General features: G+C 71.3%; 19 protein-coding genes. 14 read left to right on the top strand and 5 right to left on the bottom strand.

The genetic code is table 11. The features are described 5' to 3' along the window. Positions 1–4 precede the first annotated feature (4 nt). Positions 5–391: a phage holin family protein gene (locus tag ACWGST_RS10315; RefSeq protein ID WP_452046571.1), complete on the top strand. Its 387-nt coding sequence runs from the start codon at positions 5–7 to the stop codon at positions 389–391. A gap of 54 nt (positions 392–445) precedes the next feature. Here ACWGST_RS10315 and ACWGST_RS10310 read toward each other — a convergent pair whose 3' ends face one another. From ACWGST_RS10310 to ACWGST_RS10295, 4 genes are read right to left on the bottom strand one after another with little or no spacing between them, the layout of a single operon-like run. Next, positions 446–1,288 carry a hypothetical protein gene (locus ACWGST_RS10310; protein ID WP_452046570.1) on the bottom strand — a complete coding sequence of 281 codons (843 nt, stop codon included), beginning with the start codon at positions 1,286–1,288 and terminating at the stop codon, positions 446–448. Next, entirely contained in the window at positions 1,285–2,124 is an 840-nt protein-coding gene (locus tag ACWGST_RS10305; protein WP_452046569.1) for a hypothetical protein, read from the bottom strand. The genes ACWGST_RS10310 and ACWGST_RS10305 overlap by 4 nt, the downstream gene beginning before the upstream one ends. Then, on the bottom strand, positions 2,121–2,474 hold the full coding sequence (locus tag ACWGST_RS10300; RefSeq protein WP_452046568.1) for a PadR family transcriptional regulator: 354 nt from the start codon (positions 2,472–2,474) through the stop codon (positions 2,121–2,123). Before ACWGST_RS10300 ends, ACWGST_RS10305 begins: the two co-directional genes overlap by 4 nt. A gap of 60 nt (positions 2,475–2,534) precedes the next feature. After that, positions 2,535–3,206, bottom strand: coding sequence for a TetR/AcrR family transcriptional regulator (locus ACWGST_RS10295; protein ID WP_452046567.1), 672 nt, complete (start codon positions 3,204–3,206; stop codon positions 2,535–2,537). Between the two features lie 62 nt (positions 3,207–3,268). Here ACWGST_RS10295 and ACWGST_RS10290 point away from each other — a divergent pair, with 62 nt between their 5' ends. The 8 genes from ACWGST_RS10290 to ACWGST_RS10255 all read left to right on the top strand — a co-directional run bounded on the left by ACWGST_RS10290 (position 3,269) and on the right by ACWGST_RS10255 (position 11,404). Next, positions 3,269–4,567 carry a glycosyltransferase gene (locus ACWGST_RS10290; RefSeq protein WP_452046566.1) on the top strand — a complete coding sequence of 433 codons (1,299 nt, stop codon included), beginning with the start codon at positions 3,269–3,271 and terminating at the stop codon, positions 4,565–4,567. 155 nt (positions 4,568–4,722) lie between these two features. Further along, positions 4,723–5,094, top strand: a complete 372-nt coding sequence (locus tag ACWGST_RS10285) for an ArsR/SmtB family transcription factor (protein ID WP_452046565.1) — start codon at positions 4,723–4,725, stop codon at positions 5,092–5,094. Further along, on the top strand, positions 5,091–6,752 hold the full coding sequence (locus ACWGST_RS10280) for a SulP family inorganic anion transporter (RefSeq protein ID WP_452046564.1): 1,662 nt from the start codon (positions 5,091–5,093) through the stop codon (positions 6,750–6,752). The genes ACWGST_RS10285 and ACWGST_RS10280 overlap by 4 nt, the downstream gene beginning before the upstream one ends. Before the next feature lie 143 nt (positions 6,753–6,895). Then, complete coding sequence (locus ACWGST_RS10275; RefSeq protein WP_452046563.1) at positions 6,896–7,228, top strand: YciI family protein; 333 nt, start codon at positions 6,896–6,898, stop codon at positions 7,226–7,228. Then, a complete protein-coding gene (locus ACWGST_RS10270) occupies positions 7,228–8,499 on the top strand; it encodes an RNA polymerase sigma factor (protein ID WP_452046562.1) in 1,272 nt (423 codons plus the stop codon). Before ACWGST_RS10275 ends, ACWGST_RS10270 begins: the two co-directional genes overlap by 1 nt. Positions 8,500–8,572: 73 nt before the next feature. Further along, positions 8,573–9,976, top strand: coding sequence for a sensor histidine kinase (locus ACWGST_RS10265; RefSeq protein WP_452046561.1), 1,404 nt, complete (start codon positions 8,573–8,575; stop codon positions 9,974–9,976). After that, on the top strand, positions 9,973–10,689 hold the full coding sequence (locus ACWGST_RS10260) for a response regulator (protein ID WP_452046560.1): 717 nt from the start codon (positions 9,973–9,975) through the stop codon (positions 10,687–10,689). Before ACWGST_RS10265 ends, ACWGST_RS10260 begins: the two co-directional genes overlap by 4 nt. Further along, positions 10,664–11,404, top strand: a complete 741-nt coding sequence (locus tag ACWGST_RS10255; protein WP_452046559.1) for a DUF2510 domain-containing protein — start codon at positions 10,664–10,666, stop codon at positions 11,402–11,404. Before ACWGST_RS10260 ends, ACWGST_RS10255 begins: the two co-directional genes overlap by 26 nt. Positions 11,405–11,425: 21 nt before the next feature. On the opposite strand, the gene ACWGST_RS10250 is transcribed toward ACWGST_RS10255, so the two are convergent. Further along, positions 11,426–11,800, bottom strand: a complete 375-nt coding sequence (locus tag ACWGST_RS10250) for a cupin domain-containing protein (RefSeq protein ID WP_452046558.1) — start codon at positions 11,798–11,800, stop codon at positions 11,426–11,428. A gap of 74 nt (positions 11,801–11,874) precedes the next feature. Between ACWGST_RS10250 and ACWGST_RS10245 the strand changes: the two genes are divergently transcribed. The 5 genes from ACWGST_RS10245 (at position 11,875) to ACWGST_RS10225 (ending at position 15,387) form a co-directional block, all read left to right on the top strand. Beyond that, on the top strand, positions 11,875–12,216 hold the full coding sequence (locus ACWGST_RS10245; RefSeq protein WP_452046557.1) for an ArsR/SmtB family transcription factor: 342 nt from the start codon (positions 11,875–11,877) through the stop codon (positions 12,214–12,216). Further along, positions 12,209–12,694 (top strand): SRPBCC family protein, encoded by a 486-nt coding sequence (locus tag ACWGST_RS10240; protein ID WP_452046556.1) that lies wholly within the window; start codon positions 12,209–12,211, stop codon positions 12,692–12,694. The genes ACWGST_RS10245 and ACWGST_RS10240 overlap by 8 nt, the downstream gene beginning before the upstream one ends. Then, positions 12,694–13,266, top strand: a complete 573-nt coding sequence (locus tag ACWGST_RS10235) for a dihydrofolate reductase family protein (protein ID WP_452046555.1) — start codon at positions 12,694–12,696, stop codon at positions 13,264–13,266. Before ACWGST_RS10240 ends, ACWGST_RS10235 begins: the two co-directional genes overlap by 1 nt. Positions 13,267–13,375: 109 nt before the next feature. Continuing rightward, complete coding sequence (locus tag ACWGST_RS10230; protein ID WP_452046554.1) at positions 13,376–14,257, top strand: ABC transporter ATP-binding protein; 882 nt, start codon at positions 13,376–13,378, stop codon at positions 14,255–14,257. Continuing rightward, entirely contained in the window at positions 14,254–15,387 is a 1,134-nt protein-coding gene (locus tag ACWGST_RS10225) for an ABC transporter permease (RefSeq protein WP_452046553.1), read from the top strand. The genes ACWGST_RS10230 and ACWGST_RS10225 overlap by 4 nt, the downstream gene beginning before the upstream one ends. Positions 15,388–15,512 lie beyond the last annotated feature (125 nt).

Genomic DNA, 15,512 nt, shown 5'->3' with positions numbered 1-15,512 from the left:
CGGCATGATCCGCTTCCTCATCCGCACGGCCATCTCGCTCGTGACCGCCGCTCTCGGCCTGCTCATCGCGTCGTGGATCCTCCCCGACTTCCACATCGAGTGGGGCGGGTTCCTCGTGGCGATCCTCGTCTTCACGATCGCCCAGGCGGTGCTCGGCCCGTTCATCTTCAATGTCGCCCGGCAGCACGCCTCGGCGATCCTCGGCGGCATCGGCCTCGTCTCGACGTTCGTGGCGCTGCTGATCGCGTCGCTCTTCCCGGGCGGCATCACGATCGACGGCTGGGTGACCTGGATCCTCGCGACGCTCACCGTCTGGATCATCACGGCGCTCGGCACGTGGCTGCTGCCCCTCATCTTCCTCAAGGAGAAGGTCAAGGGCGCCAAGGCCTGAGCCGCGGCATCCGCTGGGCCCCGTACCTCTTGCTCAGCGCGTGACGGTGCCGGCTCAGTGCATGTTGTCGTTGCCCGACTCGTGCACGGCCCGGCCCCAGCAGCCCGCATCCTCCCAGCGGTAGGCGGCGCCGCCACCGGCGTTGCCGTCGAGTGCGAGCCGCCACGCGGCGCGCTCGTCGTCGCTGAGCCCGGCGGGCTCAGCCGACTGCGCCGCCGGGTTCCACCACTCCCAGTAGAGGTACTCGTGCCCGGCCTCGGCCATGCATTCGCGCACGAGCTGCTGGAAGTCGAGCCAGTTCTGGCGCTCGGTCGGCAGCGCCGGGTCGGCGGCCGGTTCGGATGCACCGAGCGGATGCCCCGCGGCCCGGGCCTCGGCCTCGGCCGCGTTGCCCACTCCGGCGCAACCGGCGCTCGGGTTCGCCGCATCCGGGCCGTACAGCGCCTGCGTCCAGAGCACCGAGGTCTCGAAGTCGAGGCCCTTCGGCTGGGGGCTGCCGCCGAGCCACCACTGCCACTCGAGGTACTCGAAGCCCGCCGCGCGCATGCAGTCGCGAATGACGAGCTGCTTGCCGAGCCACTCCGACCGCGCCTCGGGGGCCACGTACTGGTCGTTCAGCGGGTCGAGGTAGGGGTTGTAGTCGGCCGCCATGGTGCCGGTGCCCGGCTCTGCCGGCATCTGCCCGACCGAGCCGAGACCGGCGGTCGTGGTCGAGGCGGTGGCCCGCGGGTCGGCGCCGTCGGCGCGGTCACCGGCGTCGCCCGCGCCGCTCGCCGAGGACGCGACGGCCGAAGGCCGACCTGCGTCGTAGGCGGCCGCGCCGAGCGCGACGATGGAGGCGCCGCCGAGCACGGCGCCCGAGATCGCGGCGATCGCGGCGATGCGTTGCACGTTCATGCGGTCATTCCTTCCGGTGCGGGCAGGGTGGGTGCGGGCAGGGGCGATGCGGGGTCGCCCAGGGGTCGGCGTCGTGTCGACGGTCGGCGTCGCGACGCCCAGAGCCCCTCGGCCGCCGGCAGCCACCAGGCGGCCATCGCGACGAAGAAGAGCACGCCGGCCGCGGTCAGCACGCGATTGATGAGCATCGCCTGGCTGAGCGACGAGGTGTAGAACTCGGTGAGCGTGGTGCTCGTGGCGATGAGCGCGTACATGCCGTAGCGAAGCAGCACGTAGCTCGCGGCGGCGAGCCAGAGCGCGCCGAGCCAGCGCGCCTGGGGCATGAGCGTGAGCGCCGAGCCGATGAGTGCGAGTCCGAGCCCCACGACCCCCGAGGCGACGAGATCCCAAGCGCCCGACCACGAGCCGTCGGCGAGACCCGCCCCCACGCGCACGACGACGAGCACGCCCCAGGCGAGCAGCAGCGCGGTCGCGAGGTGCGCGAGCGCCGGCATCACGAGCGGAAACGAGCCGTTCGGCGCGGTCAGGGCCGCCCCGCGCAGCCGGGCGAACCGCCACGCGAGATCGGCCGGAACCCCGCGGATCGCCCGCAGCATGATGGAGCGCCCGACGCCGCGTGCGCCGCGTGCGCCGCCCGGCGCCTGGTCGGATGCTGCGGCCGCCCGCTCCTCGAAGACGTCGGACTCGAGCTCGGCGAGTCGGTCGGCAGCGACCTCGTCGGGCAGGTCGCTGGTGTACCAGCGGCCCCAGGCGAGCACAGCGCGGTCGCTGCGGTGAACGAGCCGAGCGGATGCCGCCGGCTCACGAGGCGCGGCGGTGACGCGCTCCGCGGTCATGCGAAGGCCGCCTTGCCCGTCGCTTCGGTGACCCGGCGCGCGTCGAGCTCGCTGCGGTACGCGAGCTCACCGGCGCCGGTGATGCGATAGAGGCGGCGCCGCGGGCGCCCCTCGGCGGCACCGATCGCAACGTCCTCCCAGGCGGATTCGAGCAGACCCCGCTCGCTCAGTCGGGCGAGGGCTTTGTAGAGCGTGCCGTGGGCGGTGAGCGCAGCGGCATCCGTACGCTCTGCGATGCGCTTGGCCAGCGCGAAGCCGTAGAACTCGCCGACGTCGCCCTGCAGCTCCATGCCTGCGGCGAGGATGTCGACCTCGAGGTCGACGAGTCTTCCTTCACGTCTGCGCGCCATGGTGAAAAGAATAGGAAGATATCTTCCCTGAGGCAAGCGTTCGCACGATACCCACTTGGCTCAGTTGAGCACGAGCGACGTGACCGCCCCGATCAGCCAGCGCTCGAACTCTGGCTGACTCCAGCCGGCTCCCTCGACCAGCTGTTCGTACGCCTCCGGCGAGGCGATGAAGGAGAGCACGTCGGCGAGCCGGTCGCGCTCGTCTTCGCCCAGGGCGTCGGCCCGAAGCATCCCCCGCTCGATGAAGAGATCGATCGCCGCACGGAAGTCGGCGTGCCTGCGCACCTGCTGCGCATCCAATGCCTGGCGCACGAGCGGGTCCGAGGTGCCGGCGCTCACGAGGCTGCGCCAGAGCCGCCCGGCGCGCGCGTTCGCCTCGGCGACGAACCGCACCCAGGCGGCGAGCAGCTCGTCGGGGTCGCGCATCTCCACGATGCGACGGCCGACCTCGCGTTCGCTGATGCCTTCGTGCCCCTCGTCGCCGGCGAACGCCTGCTCGAACGACGCCAGCAGCAGTTCTCGCTTGGGGCCGTTGAGCTTCACGGTCTCGACCGAGACGGATGCCGCGTGGGCGATGTCCGCGAGCGAGGTGCCCGCGTATCCGGCCGAGGCGAAACTCGCGCCGGCCGCGGCGAGGATCCGGCGTCGGGTCGCCGCCGCCTGCTCGGCACGGAGGGTCGATCGATAGCTGCGCGCGGGCGCAGGCTTGGACGGGTCGATCGGGGTGGACATATTGACTATCCTATCGGGGTAGTGAATACTCTGGAAGGCACATCAAGTCTATTGGAGTTCTCTTGTCATCCATCCTCATCGCCAGCACCCCCGTGCACGGCCACGTGGCCCCTCTGCTCGCCGTCGCCCGCCATCTCGTGATCGGCGGCCACCGGGTGCGGTTCCTCACCGGTTCCCGTTTCCGTTCGGCGGTTCGCGAGACCGGCGCCGAGTTCCTCGCGCTGCCGGCCGACGCCGACTTCGACGATCGCGACCTCGAGACCGCCTTCCCGGGCCGCGTCGGCCGCACCGGCCCCGACGGCATCCGTTACGACATGTCGACGATCTTCCTCGCGCCGGCCGCGAGCCAGTTGCGCGCGGTCGATGACGCGCTGCTCGCGGCCTCGACCGATGTCGTGCTGTTCGAGGGGCTCTTCCTCGGCATGCTCGGGCTGCTCTCGCGCCCGGCGTACGCGCGGCCGAAGACCGTGAACCTCGGCATCTTCCCGCTCGGCATCGAGAGCGTCGACACCGCGCCGTTCGGCCTCGGGGTGCTGCCGAAGCCCGGCATGGCCGGGCGCATCCGCAATGCCGCCCTCGGCATCGTCGCGAAGCACCTCGTCTTCGGCGGCGTGCAGCGCGCCGCCGAGCACTTCGTGCTCGAACGCACGGGCGAGCGGCTCGAGGCCTTCTTCCTGAACTCGGCGGCCCTCGCCGACGCGGTCGTGCAGTTCACCGTGCCCGGTTTCGAATACCCGCGGCGCGAGCTCGCGGCATCCATTCGCTTCGTGGGGCCGGTCTCGCGAACGGTGGCATCCGATCACCCGCTGCCCGAATGGTGGCACGAGCTCGACGGCTCACGGCCGGTCGTGCACGTCACCCAGGGCACGATCGCGAACACCGACTTCGACGAGCTCATCGCTCCGACGATCGCGGGGCTCGCGGGCTCCGACGCCCTCGTCGTGGTCAGCACGGGCGGTCGGGATGCGGCGAGCCTGCGGCATCCGCTGCCCGGCAATGTGCGCGTCGCAGAGTTTCTGCCCTACGACCGGCTGCTGCCGCTGACCGACGTGATGGTGTCGAACGGCGGCTACGGCGGCGTGCACTACGCGCTCGAGCACGGCGTGCCGCTCGTCGTCGCCGGTATGACGGAGGACAAGATCGAGGTCTCGGCGCGCGTGCAGTGGTCGGGCGTCGGCGTGAACCTGCGCACCAACCGGCCGTCGCCCGAGCAGGTGCGGGCGGCCGTCGATCGAGTGCTCGCGGAGCCCGGCTATCGCGTGGCGAGCGAGCGCATCGGCGCGGAGATCGCGGCATCGGAGGGGCTCGCCGGGCTCGATCGCGTGATCGAGGACGTGCTCGGGGTCGCGGTCGCGGCCTGAGGGCGCCCGCCGCCGCCCGCTGACCGCGAGTGTTCAGAACCGCCGCGTGAACGGCGCGGGCTTCCGCATGCGCACGAGCAGCACGATCGGAATCGCCCGTGCAGCGACATCCGTGGGATGATGGTTTCATCAATCCGCAAAGCCGTGGAGGTCGCGTGCTCTCCGATCCCAACCGCCCGCTGTACGAGGTCAAGGCCGGACTCTTCAAGGGCCTCGCGCATCCGATCCGCATCCGCATCCTCGAGGTGCTCTCGGCCGCGCCCGAGGCGTCCGTCTCCGAGCTCATCGCCGCGACCTCGCTCGAGGCCTCCCACCTGTCGCAGCACCTCGCGGTGCTGCGACGCAACCGGCTCGTCGTCGGCGAACGCCGAGCGAGCCAGGTGTACTACCGGCTGGCGTACCCGCAGGTCGCCGATCTGCTACGCGTCGCCCGAGCGCTGCTCGGCGAGATCCTCGAGACGACGCAGCGCCAGCTCGTCGAGCAGGGCGGGCTGCCCGAGATCCCGCCGGTGAGCGTGCCGTCATGAGTTCGTCTCGGTGGGGCCGGGCCGCGCGCCGCCTGCGCACGCTCGCGCCCGCGGCATCCGACTACCGCGACCTTCGCCGCACGTGGCGCGGTGACCTGGCCGCCGGCCTGACGGTCGGCATCGTCGCGTTGCCGCTCGCCCTCGCGTTCGGCGTGAGCTCGGGCGCGGGCGCCGAGGCGGGGCTCGTGACGGCGATCGTCGCCGGGTTCGTGGCCGCGGTGTTCGGCGGCTCCAACGTGCAGGTGTCGGGTCCGACCGGCGCCATGGTCGTCGTGCTCGGCCCGATCATCGCCGCGCAGGGCATGGGCGTGCTCGCGGTCGTCTGCCTGTTCGCCGGACTCATCGTGCTCGCCGCCGGCGTCTTGCGACTCGGCCGCGCGGTGAGCTACATCCCGTGGCCGGTGATCGAGGGCTTCACGCTCGGCATCGCGGTGATCATCTTCCTGCAGCAGGTGCCCGCGGCGCTCGGCGTCGCCCCCGGCCCGAGCCCGAACGCCGCGGTCGCCGCCGCCGAGGCGATTCCCACCGCCGCGTTGCCCGAGCTCGCGTGGAGCCTCGGCATCGTCGCCGTGGTGGCGGCGATCATGCTCGTCGCGCCGCGCATCCACCCCCGATTCCCCGGCTCGATCGTCGCGATCATCGTCGTGAGCGTTGTTGCGGCCGTGTTCGGCCTGCCGGTCGACACGATCGGGCAGCTGCCGGTCGGCCTGCCCGCACCCGTGATGCCGAGCGCCGACTGGGCGACGCTCGCGGGCCTCGCCGGCCCCGCCTTCGCGGTCGCCGCCCTCGCCGCGATCGAGTCACTGCTGTCGGCCCGCGTCGCGGCCTCGATCTCCGACACCGGCCCGTACGACGCCGACCGCGAGCTCGTCGGCCAGGGCCTCGCGTCACTCGCGGCCGGCTTCTTCGGCGGCATGCCGGCGACGGGGGCGATCGCCCGCACCGCCGTGAACGTGCGCTCAGGCGGGCGCACGAGGCTCGCCTCGATCACGCACGCCGCGGTGCTGCTCGTGATCGTCTCGTTCGGGGCGGCGATCGTCGCCGAGATCCCGCTGGCCGCCCTCTCGGGCGTGCTGATGGTCACGGCGTTCCGCATGATCTCGATCGCGACCGTGCGCACGGTCGTCGGGTCGACGCGGGCCGACGCGATCGTCTTCGTCGTCACGGCGATCATCACCGTGAGCTTCGACCTCATCTACGCCGTGCTCATCGGCATCGCCGCAGCGGCGTTCTTCGCCCTGCGCGCCCTCGCCCGGTCGAGCGGCGTGCACCGCGAGGAACTGCCGGGGCCGAGCGAACCGGGCGACGACCGCATCGCCCTGTTCCGCCTCGAGGGCGCCCTGTTCTTCGGCGCCGCCGAGCGCATGCTCGAGCGCGTCGGCGACATCCACGACATCGAGGTCGTCATCATCCGGATGTCGCAGCTCCAGATCCTCGACGCCACGGGTGCGCAGGTCGTCACCGAACTGATCACCTCGCTCGAACGACGCGGGGTGACCGTGCTCGTCAAGGGCATCCAGACCCGGCACATGCGACTGGCCGCGCGGGTCGGCGTGATCGCGTCGCTCCGGCATCAGAACCACCTCTTCGAGGAGCTCGGCCCGGCCGTCGAGCACGCGCGCAGTCACGTACGGCGCGCGGCGGCGTCGACCGGCTGAGCGCACTCGAGCGCGCAGCATCCGCTCACCTGGAGAATTCGGCGAAGCGGAAACCGGATTCGCCCGCCCTGTCGATTTCCGGCCGACGAGCGCGTCGGTATGGTGTCGGCACGAATCGGTGCCGCAGGAGAGAGGATGTCGACATGTCCAAGTACCTGATCCTGATCTATCAGGACGAAGCCGCCCCCCAGTCGGAGGGCGAGACGGTCAACCCCGCCTACCGCGAATTCATCGAGCGCCGCGCGAGCTCGATCCTGGGCGGCGCTGCGCTCGAATCCCCCGCCGTCGGCACCACCGTGCGCCGCGACCACGACGGCAACGTCGTCGTGACCGACGGCTTGTTCGCCGAGTCGAAGGAGGTCATCGGCGGATACTTCCTGATCGAGGCCGCCGACCTCGACGAGGCGCTCACGATCGCGGCAGAGGTGCCGGCCGGTGCGGGGGTCGAAGTGCGGCCGGTGCGGATGGTCAGCTGATGGGGCCGGCCGCCGGCACGACGCCCGCCTCCGCCGAGGTCGCCGCCGCGGTCGCGGAGGCGCATCGCCGGGAGTGGGCGTTCGTGCTGGCGGCCACCATCCGGGTGGCGGGCGACATCGACACGGCCGAGGAGGCCGTGCAGGACGCGTACGCCGGCGCACTCGCCACTTGGGGGGCCCGCGGCATCCCCTCGAATCCTGGTGCGTGGCTGACCACGACGGCGCGACGACGCGCGCTCGACCTGCATCGCCGCGATGCCACCGCGCGCCGAGCGCTGCCGAAGCTCGTCGAACCCGAGCCGCCGCCCGTCGACGAACTCGCCGACACCGGCGAGTCGATCCCCGACGACCGGCTCGCCCTCGTCTTCACCTGCTGTCACCCGGCATTCGCCGTCGAGGCGCGCGTGGCACTCACCCTGCGCCTCGTCTGCGGCCTCTCGACGGCGGATGTCGCGCGCGCGTTCCTCGTGCCAGAGACTACGATGGCCGCCCGCATCACCCGCGCGAAGCACAAGATCACGACGGCCGGCATCCCCTACCGCGTGCCGGCACCCGACGAACTCGCCCCGCGCGTCGCGAGCGTGCTCGACGTGGTGCATCTCGTCTACACGACCGGCCACACCGCACCCTTCGGTGCCGACCTCATGCGCCGCGACCTCGCCGAGCGCGGTCAGGAGCTCGCGCGCCTCCTGCGCCTGCTGCTGCCTGACGACCCGGATGCCGCGGGGCTGCTCGCCCTCGTCGTGCTCACCGATGCACGCCGCGATGCCAGGGTCGACGAGCACGGCGAACTCCTGCTCATGGAGGACCAGGACCGCTCGCGCTGGAACCGTCGGGCGATCGCGGAGGGGGCGGCACTCGTGCGCGAGGCGCTGCGGGCCAGACCGCCCGGCCGCTACGCGCTGATGGCGGCGATCGCGGCGGTGCACGACGAGAGCCCGTCGTGGTCGGAGACGGACTGGGCCGAGATCCTCGGCCTCTACGATCTGCTGGTCGAGGTCTGGGTCTCGCCCGTGGTGCGGCTCAACCGGGCGATCGCGCTGGGCTTCGCGGTGGGCCCGGCCGCCGCGCTCGCAGAACTCGACGAGCTCGCATCAGACCCCCGCCTCGCGCGCTACCCCTACCTCGCGGCGGCGCGGGCCGATGCCCTGCGGCGTCTCGGGCGTCGCGGCGAGGCGCGACTCGCGTACGAGGAGGCGCAGATCCTCACCGACAACGCGGCGGAGCGGGCGTTCCTCGCCGGCCGGCTGCGGGCACTCGACGAGAGTTGAGCCCAGGGACCCGCAGCGCGATCTCCGCCGCCCGACGGATCCGGCCGACGCGACCGCTCGCTAGCGTTGAGGCATGACCACCGCCGCGACCCCGCCCGTCGAGGCAGCGCCCGTCGAGGCGGCGCTCGTCGAGGCGGCGCCCGCCGTCGAGACCGCACCGCCCGTCGTCGAGGGCGTCGAGTGGGTGCGCCCGCGCCCAGGGCGCCGCGCCCTGCGCAACGACGTGCTGCTCGCCCTCGCGCTCGCCGTCGCCACCGCAGCCACCGTGACCCTCTACCGCATCACCGGATGGGGCGAAGACACCCCCTGGTGGGGCTCGGTGATCTGGGTCGCCGCAATGACCCTCCCGCTCGCAGCACGCCGCATCCAGCCCGAGATCGTGGCGCTCGTGGCATCCGCGACCTTCATCGTCGGCGGTATCGTGCCCGTCGGTGACGCACTCTTCAGCAACATCTGCCTGTTCGTCGCGATCTACACGGTCGGCGCGTGGAGTCGCAGCCGCCTCCGGGCGACGATCGTGCGCGGCATCATCGTCGTGGGCATGTTCGGGTGGCTGTTCTGGGGTCTCATCCACTACTCCGCCGTGCAGGACTACCTGCCCGACTTCTCCCGCGAGGGAGCCCTCTCGCCCTACCTCGCGTACGGCCTCATCAACGTGCTCACGAACCTGCTCTACTTCGGCGGCGCGTGGTACTTCGGCGACACGGCGTACCGATCGGCGCGGTCGCGTGCCGAACTCGAGCAGCGCACCGCCGAGCTCGCCTCCGAGCGCGAGCGCACGCGGGCCCAGGCCGTCGCGATCGAGCGGCTGCGCATCGCCCGCGAACTGCACGACGTCGTCGCGCACCACGTCTCGGTGATCGGCGTGCAGGCGGGCGCAGCACGACGCGTGCTCGCGAAGGATCCGGCCGCTGCGGCGACCGCTCTGTCCTCGATCGAGTCGAGCGCCCGCGACGCCGTCGACGAGTTGCACGGGCTGCTCGGCACCCTGCGGGGCGACAGCGAGACCGCGGCATCCACCGTGCTCGACGACGACCTGGCCGCGACCGCCAGCACCTCGACGCGCGGCATCGCCCGTCTCGACGAGCTCGTGGCCGAGAGCGCGGCGAGCGGCCTGCCCACGACCCTCGCGATCGTCGGCGACGCCGCACCGGTCTCGGCCGTCGTCGACCTCAGCGCCTACCGCGTCGCGCAGGAGGCGCTGACGAACGTGCGCAAGCACGCGGGCGCCGCAGCGACCGCCGAGGTCAGGGTGCGCTGGGCCGAGCAGTCGGTCGAGGTCGAGGTGACGAACACCGGCGCGGTTCGACGAACGTCGGGCGATGCGGATGCCTCGGGCCGCCGCCTCGGCCAACTCGGCATGCGCGAGCGGGTCGCCGCAGCCGGCGGGCGGCTCGAGCTCGGGCCTCGGGTGCGCGGCGGCTACCTCGTGCGCGCGGAGTTCCCGCTGCGGCGCACCGAGGAGGTGCCCGCATGAGCATCAGCGTGCTCGTGGTCGACGACCAGTCGCTCGTGCGCGGCGGGTTCCGCACGATCCTCGACTCCGAAGACGGCATCGAGGTCGTCGGCGAGGCCGCGAACGGCGAAGAGGCGATCGCGGCCGTCGCGGCGCTCTCGCCCGACGTCGTCTGCATGGACGTGCAGATGCCCGGCATGGACGGACTCGAGGCCACACGGCGAATCACGGCCGACGAGACATCCGCTGCCGCCGTGCTCGTGCTCACGACCTTCAATCGCGAGGACTACCTCTTCGCCGCCCTCGAGGCCGGGGCGAGCGGGTTTCTGCTGAAGAACTCGAGCCCCGAGCAGCTCATCGACGCGGTGCAGGTGGTCGCGCGGGGCGACGCCCTGCTCTCGCCGGATGTCACGCGGCGCGTGATCGAGGCCGTCGCGGGCGCTTCGAGTGGTCGAGTGACGAGCGTCGGCGAGCCCACCGGTGGTCGAGTAGCGAGCGCCGGCGAGCGTATCGAGACCTCCATCGAGCTCGACACGCTCACCGATCGCGAACGAGAGGTGCTCGAGCACCTCGCCGCCGGCCTCTCGAACGCCGAGATCGCGGGGCGGCTCTGGGTGGGCGAGTCGACCGTGAAGTCCCATGTGTCGAAGGTGCTCATGAAGCTCGGCCTGCGCGATCGCGTGCACGCGGTCGTCTACGCCTACGAGCATGGCGTGGTGCGAGCACAACGGTGATCGCTCCGTCAGACGGCAGCACCGGGATCGCCGGCCTCGTGGCCAAGCGAGACTGCGGCGTTCGAGGCGTCGAGGTGCACGATGCGCGCCAGAAGTGCGGGCGGTGGCATCCTCTATCTGCGCGTGCTGTGATCCTCACCAGATTCCTCAGCGGCCGGTCTGCGTCGCACCGAACTTGGACTGGCATACTCGCTGCATGATTGACTCACCGTCGTCTGCCGAGGGCACGACAGCTGCACCCGGTTGGTATCCAGACCCCGAGGCAGCCGACATGCTGCGCTGGTGGGATGGCGGCGCATGGTCGGAGTCAGACTTCAAGCTGGCACCGAGACATTTCCGTACTGCTCCGGTGAACCTACTCGCGCTGGATGCACCACCCCCGACCTCCGAAACAGGACGAGCAGAGGCGGGGTGGCACCCGGATCCCGAGACGCCGGGGATCCTTCGCTGGTGGGACGGCGACGAGTGGTCGCAGACCGATGTGCGACCGGACGGTGAGTCGGGGTATCCCTGGTGGCATCCCGCAGGCTGGCGCGAACGCGTCGGGCCGTTCACACGTGCCGGTTCCCTGTTCAATGTCGCCGTCTGCACGCTCATCGCCATCCCGAGTCTGAGCGTTCTCGGACCACCGTACGACGCCATTCGGATCATCCCGATCGTTCTGCTCGAGACGACGTTCGTCGCGCTCGCGATCCGCGCTTGGTGGCCGCGCTGATCGTGGCGGAATTCCGACCGCTCAGCCGAGCTCGCGCAGCTGCGCCGTGTGCTCGCTCGGGGTGTCGCCGGTGTTCACGGTGCCGCGCGGTTCGATGAGCATCGCCGAGACCTCGCCGTCGGCGCGGGGGCAGTGCTCGACGCCCCTGGGCACGACGTAGACGTCGCCGGCGCCGAGCTCGACGTCGCCGCCGCGCAACTGGATGACGAGCCGGCCCGAGACGACCATGAAGAACTCGTCGGTGTCGGGATGCGTGTGCCAGGTGAACTCGCCCTGCGCCTTGAACACCTTCACGTCGTAGTCGTTCACGCTCGCGAGGCGGTGCGGCTGCCAGTGCTCGGAGAAGGAGTCGAGGGCCGCCTGCAGGTTGCGCACATCGCTCGCTTCGTCGGTCATCGCGTCATTCTCCTCTTGACGCGGGCGCGCCGTCGACGTAACGTAAGCGAATCATTAATTAAGGAGTTGCTTACATGCAGCAGGGGCCCGACGAGCTCAGCCTCGTGTTCCAGGCGCTCGCCGATCCGACGCGACGCGAGATCCTCTCGCGACTCCGCGGCGGCCCGACGACCGTCGGCGAACTGGCCGAGCCCTTCGCGATGAGCCGGCCGGCGATCTCGCAGCACCTCAAGGTGCTCGAGCGCGCCGGGCTCATCGAGCGCACGGCGACGGCCCAGTGGCGCACCTGCACCCTCCGCACCGAGCCGCTCGACGAGGCATCCGCCTGGGTCGAGCGCCATCGCGGCGAGTGGAACGCGCGCTTCGACCAGCTCGACGAGCGACTCCGTGAGTTGAAGGGACCGACGGATGCCTGAGCAGACCGCCTCCGCAACGAAGCAGTTCACCATCACGCGCGTCTTCGACGCACCCCGCGAGGTCATGTGGCGCGCGTGGACCGACCCCGACGAGGCCGCCGCGTGGTGGCACCCCGCCGGCGTCGTGACCCCGCGCGAGAGCGTCGAGCTCGACGTGCGCCCCGGCGGGCGCTACCGCTACACGATGATCGCGCCCGACGGCTCGGAGTATCCCACGGCGGGCGTCTACCACGAGGTCGTCGAGCCCGAGCGGCTCGTCTTCACGTGGGGTGTGCCCGGCGACGACGAGGCCCCGGTCGTCACCGTGACCCTGGCCGAACTCGGCGAGCGCACCGAGATGACGTTCCATCTCGTCGGCATCGCCGGGGTTCCGGGCGATGAGAACGTCTACGACGGCTGGGCGAGCGCGTTCGACGTGCTCGACGCGCGACTCGACGCGCGACTCGACCGCCCGCTCGCCGACGGAGGGCAGCACTGATGGGCCGCCTCACCGTTGAGCAGATCGTCAGCGTCGACGGGTACGCGGCCGACGAATCGGGCGGCCTGGACTTCTTCCTCGCGGCCGGTTCCGTCGATCCGGCCGACCCCGACCAGGTCGCCTTTCTCGAGGGTGTCGACGCGATCCTGATGGGCGCGAACACCTACCGGATGTTCGCGGGCTACTGGCCGAACGCCGACCCGGTGGCCGAGCCCGTCGCCGAACCGATAAACCGCCTCCCGAAGTTCGTCGTCTCGCACTCGCTCGAGCGAGCGCCGTGGGGCGACGGCGAGATCGAGGTGCTCGCCGGCGATGCTGCCGACGCGGTCGCGGCGCTGAAGCACCGCGTGAAGTCGATCGTGGTGTGGGGCAGCCTCACGCTCACCGACACGCTCTTCAGAGCGGGACTCGTCGACGTGCTGCGCCTGCGCATCGTGCCGGTGCTGATCGGCGCCGGGCGTCCGTTCACCCCGGCCGACCTGGGCGACCGACCGCTGACCCTCGACCACACCGTCGCTCACCCCAGCGGGCACATCGGCACCACGTACCTCGTGCGCGGCGCGTCGGACTGAGGACCCTCCCCCTCAGTGCGGAGACGAGCCGACGGCGACGGCTCGTCGCCGGCCGCGAGTCCCCCGCACGACGGATGACGCGAGCATGCGGCATCCGTACCGTGGAGCCATGCTCGAACTTCACGACGTCACCAAGCGCTACGGCGAGCGCCTCGCCCTCGACCACGTGAGCTTCACCGTCGGCGACGGCCGGCTCACCGGCTTCGTCGGCGGCAACGGAGCCGGCAAGACCACGACGATGCGCATCGTCCTCGGCGTGCTCGCCTCCGACGGCGGCACCGTCACCCTCGGCGGCGGGGCGCTGACGAGCGCCGACCGGCGCCGCTTCGGCTACATGCCCGAAGAACGCGGCCTCTACCCCAAGATGAAGGTGCTCGAGCAGACCGTCTACCTCGCCCGACTGCACGGCTGGAGCGCGGCCGCCGCGCACCGCAACGCCCTCGAGCTGCTCGAGCGACTCGGCCTCGGCGAGCGTACGAACGACACGATCGAGTCGCTCTCGCTCGGCAACCAGCAGCGGGCCCAGATCGCGGCGGCGCTCGTGCACCGCCCCGAGGTGCTCGTGCTCGACGAGCCGTTCTCGGGTCTCGACCCCATGGCCGTCGAGACGGTGCAGGGCGTGCTGGCGGATGCCGCGGCATCCGCCAGCGTGCTCTTCTCCTCGCACCAGCTCGACATCGTCGAGCGCCTCTGCGACGACCTCGTCATCATCGCGGGCGGCCGCATCGCCGCCGCCGGCAGCGGCGACACGTTGCGCGCCGAGCACGGCTCAGAACGATGGGAGCTGCTGACGTCGGGCGACGTCGGTTGGCTGCGTCAGCAGCCCGGCATCCGGGTCGCGGATTTCGACGGCGGCTGGGCCGTCTTCGAAGCCGAATCGGATGCCGCGCGGCAGGCCGCCCTCGCTGAAGCCGTCGCCCGCGGCGAGGTCGTCAGCTTCACCCGCGAGCACACGACGCTCGCCCAGATCTTCAAGGAGGTCGTGCGGTGAACACCGAGACACGCGCTTCGACAGGCTCAGCGAGCATGCAGGCCGAGCATCGCACGCCGAGCTTCGCCGAGACCGTCAGGCTCATCGCGGGCCGCGAGATCACGATGCGCATGCGCAGCAAGGCATTCCTCATCTCGACGGGCGTGCTCATGCTCGCCGTGCTCGCCTCGGTCGTGCTCGGCAGCGTGTTCGGCTCGCAGTCGGAGCTGCCGAAGGTGGCCGTGGTCGCCGGAGCGACCGACGTCGTCGCGGGCAACCCGGCGCTCGAGGCGGTGCCCGTCGCCGATCAAGACGCCGCCGAGCAGTTGCTGCGCGACGGCGACGTCGAAGCGATCGTGACCCCCGCGGCATCCGAACCGCTCGGCATCGTCGTGATCGGCCTCGAGGCGGCGCCGACCTCTGTCGTGGCCGCCCTCTCGGTGAGCCCGACGGTCGAACTGCTCGCCCCGGCCGCGGTCGACCCGATGCTCGCCTACTTCGTCGCCTTCGGCTTCGGTCTCGTGTTCTTCATGTCGGCGCTCACGTTCGGCACGACGATCGCTCAGTCGGTCGTGGAGGAGAAGCAGACGCGCGTCGTCGAGATCCTGCTCTCGACGGTGTCGGCGCGTGCGCTGCTCACCGGCAAGGTGATCGGCAACAGCGTGCTCGCCTTCGGGCAGATCCTCGCGATCGCGGTGCTCGCGATCCTCGGCCTGCTGCTCACGGGGCAGCGCGTGCTGCTCGGCGGGCTCGGCACCTCGGTCGTGTGGTTCGTCGTGTTCTTCGCGATCGGCTTCGTGATGCTCGCCGCGCTCTTCGCCGCGACGGCGGCACTCGTCTCGCGCGCTGAGGACATCGGCTCGGTCACGACGCCCGTGACGATGCTCGTGATGATCCCGTACTTCCTGGTGATCTTCTTCAACGACAACCCGACGGTGCTCGCGATCATGAGCTACGTGCCGTTCTCGGCACCCGTCGGCATGCCGATGCGCGTCTTCCTCGGCAGCGCCGAGTGGTGGGAGCCGTTCGTCTCGCTCGCGATCCTGCTCGCCACGGCGGCGCTCGCAGTCTGGGTCGGCGAGCGCATCTACCGCAGCTCGCTGCTGAAGACGGGCGCGCGTGTGCCGTGGGGCGAGGCGCTGCGCGGTTAGGCTCCGCCCCTGCCCCTGCCCCCTGCCCCCTCCCCTGCTGCCTGCTCCTGCCCCCTCTCCCCCTGCCCCTGCACCTGCACCTGCCCTCCCCCTTCCGCCGAACGGGCACTCATGGTCCCCTCTCC

It is taken from the genome of Agromyces sp. NPDC055520, from assembly GCF_053619715.1.
Note: the sequence above shows the minus strand (reverse complement) of the source record. Positions and strands in the feature narration are given on the sequence as shown.

What these genes read in the sequence shown, in the direction of transcription:
- ACWGST_RS10280 (WP_452046564.1), top strand. Translation starts at nt 5,091, where the DNA reads ATGAGTTCGTCTCGGTGGGGCCGGGCCGCGCGCCGCCTGCGCACGCTC.
- ACWGST_RS10240 (WP_452046556.1), top strand. Translation starts at nt 12,209, where the DNA reads ATGCCTGAGCAGACCGCCTCCGCAACGAAGCAGTTCACCATCACGCGC.
- ACWGST_RS10295 (WP_452046567.1), bottom strand. Translation starts at nt 3,206, where the DNA reads ATGTCCACCCCGATCGACCCGTCCAAGCCTGCGCCCGCGCGCAGCTAT.
- ACWGST_RS10310 (WP_452046570.1), bottom strand. Translation starts at nt 1,288, where the DNA reads ATGAACGTGCAACGCATCGCCGCGATCGCCGCGATCTCGGGCGCCGTG.
- ACWGST_RS10235 (WP_452046555.1), top strand. Translation starts at nt 12,694, where the DNA reads ATGGGCCGCCTCACCGTTGAGCAGATCGTCAGCGTCGACGGGTACGCG.
- ACWGST_RS10230 (WP_452046554.1), top strand. Translation starts at nt 13,376, where the DNA reads ATGCTCGAACTTCACGACGTCACCAAGCGCTACGGCGAGCGCCTCGCC.
- ACWGST_RS10270 (WP_452046562.1), top strand. Translation starts at nt 7,228, where the DNA reads ATGGGGCCGGCCGCCGGCACGACGCCCGCCTCCGCCGAGGTCGCCGCC.
- ACWGST_RS10245 (WP_452046557.1), top strand. Translation starts at nt 11,875, where the DNA reads ATGCAGCAGGGGCCCGACGAGCTCAGCCTCGTGTTCCAGGCGCTCGCC.
- ACWGST_RS10305 (WP_452046569.1), bottom strand. Translation starts at nt 2,124, where the DNA reads ATGACCGCGGAGCGCGTCACCGCCGCGCCTCGTGAGCCGGCGGCATCC.
- ACWGST_RS10255 (WP_452046559.1), top strand. Translation starts at nt 10,664, where the DNA reads ATGGCGTGGTGCGAGCACAACGGTGATCGCTCCGTCAGACGGCAGCAC.
- ACWGST_RS10260 (WP_452046560.1), top strand. Translation starts at nt 9,973, where the DNA reads ATGAGCATCAGCGTGCTCGTGGTCGACGACCAGTCGCTCGTGCGCGGC.
- ACWGST_RS10275 (WP_452046563.1), top strand. Translation starts at nt 6,896, where the DNA reads ATGTCCAAGTACCTGATCCTGATCTATCAGGACGAAGCCGCCCCCCAG.
- ACWGST_RS10300 (WP_452046568.1), bottom strand. Translation starts at nt 2,474, where the DNA reads ATGGCGCGCAGACGTGAAGGAAGACTCGTCGACCTCGAGGTCGACATC.
- ACWGST_RS10265 (WP_452046561.1), top strand. Translation starts at nt 8,573, where the DNA reads ATGACCACCGCCGCGACCCCGCCCGTCGAGGCAGCGCCCGTCGAGGCG.
- ACWGST_RS10250 (WP_452046558.1), bottom strand. Translation starts at nt 11,800, where the DNA reads ATGACCGACGAAGCGAGCGATGTGCGCAACCTGCAGGCGGCCCTCGAC.
- ACWGST_RS10315 (WP_452046571.1), top strand. Translation starts at nt 5, where the DNA reads ATGATCCGCTTCCTCATCCGCACGGCCATCTCGCTCGTGACCGCCGCT.